Below are 1,516 nucleotides of genomic sequence, written 5' to 3'. Positions count from 1 at the left end.
CGGTACACGTATCGGTCGCTGCCGCCTTCACCGTTCTCATAATCATTGCCGGTGCCGCCGACCAGAGTGTCGTCGCCAGTCCCGGCCGCCAGGACGTCATTGCCGGCGCCGGCGTAGATCACATCACTGCCGCCATTGCCCCAAAGTGTCTCACCGCCGGCGAGACCAAACAGGACATCGTTGTTGACGCTGCCGTTGAGGGTAGCCCCTGGCAAAGTGGCCACGGCAAAAGCCATCGTGCCAATATCGTCCAGTGTCAGCTTCTCGATATGACCTGCGAAACGCTGTTGAATGAGGTTGACGCTGTCGCCCGCAGGTCCACCTGCAATACTCACAAGAAGGTTGCCGCTGTCCGTTCCGTTCCACGAAAAAGAAAGATCCTGGGCACGCACACCCTGAAGAACCAGCGTGTCGCCGGTTCCAGCCTCGATACGCTTCAAGAGACTGTTGGTCGCCGTCTGCCAGTAATAGCCACCAACCCAGACGTTGACGATTCCAGTTGCTGAGACGCCTAGCGCCGACGCGGCATTGATATCCGCCGACGCCGTCGTGACCGCGTCGAGCTCGTCGTCGATTGCGTCGGCACCGTCGCCTCGTTGGAAGACGAATATATCGTCGCCGTCTCCACCATTCGAGTAATCATTACCCGTACCACCATAGATCGTATCGTTACCGGTCTGGCCGACGATCGCGTCATTTCCGGCACCTCCATAGAAGGTGTCGTTCCCAGCGCCACCGACGAGGGCGTTAGCCGCAGAATTGCCGGTCAGAACGTTGTTGGAGCCATTGCCAGTGCCACTGATAGCTGCCGGACCCGTCAATGTGAGGTTTTCGACATCGGAATCGTTGATGGTGTAGGTGATTGAGCTCAGTATCGTGTCGGTTCCTTGGCCGGCGGCCTCAACGACCTGGTCCGAGGCATTGTCGACGACGAACGTGTCATTGCCGGCGCCGCCATTCATCGTGTCTGCGCCAATGCCGCCGTCGATGAAGTCATCACCCGCACCAGCATTGATAGTGTCGTTACCGGCGCCGCCGCTGATTTGGTCGTCGCCAGCACTACCGGTGATGGTGTCGTTGGTCGTGCCGGGCGACACAAATTCAACGCCAACATTCGTAGTTGTGCCAGTTCCGGTCGTGCCGCTTGCAGTTATGACTGACGTCGATTGGCCATCGGCGCTAACATCCGTGGTTATTGTCTGAATGGGGTGACCGCCTCCGGGGTCGTTGGTAACAACCTTATGTATGGACCCGTCGATCCGGGTGACGGCCACTTCCGTGTGTTCGTAAGAGCCGTTATTGTCGGCATCCTTCAGCAGGGTCGTGGTCATGCCGTCGGCGCTCACCGTCAGGATACCTTTTCCTGTGACAGGGCCGTTCCAGGTGGCATGCCCGAATATCTGGGTAACGACCGACCCATCGATCTGAACCTGCGCGGCGGCCGTGACTTCATAGCCGGACACCCCTGGGTTCTCAACCGACACGGGATTTGTGCCGCTGCCGCCGTAGTCATACC

Annotated in this window: 1 pseudogene; it reads right to left on the bottom strand. The window is 59.0% G+C overall.

What is annotated here, in order from left to right:
* Positions 1-1,516: pseudogene (locus tag FJ424_RS33320) on the bottom strand (hypothetical protein); the annotation flags it as partial.

This window comes from Mesorhizobium sp. B3-1-8, from assembly GCF_006439495.1.
Classification (GTDB): domain Bacteria; phylum Pseudomonadota; class Alphaproteobacteria; order Rhizobiales; family Rhizobiaceae; genus Mesorhizobium.
This window is presented reverse-complemented; position numbering and strand designations above follow the sequence as displayed.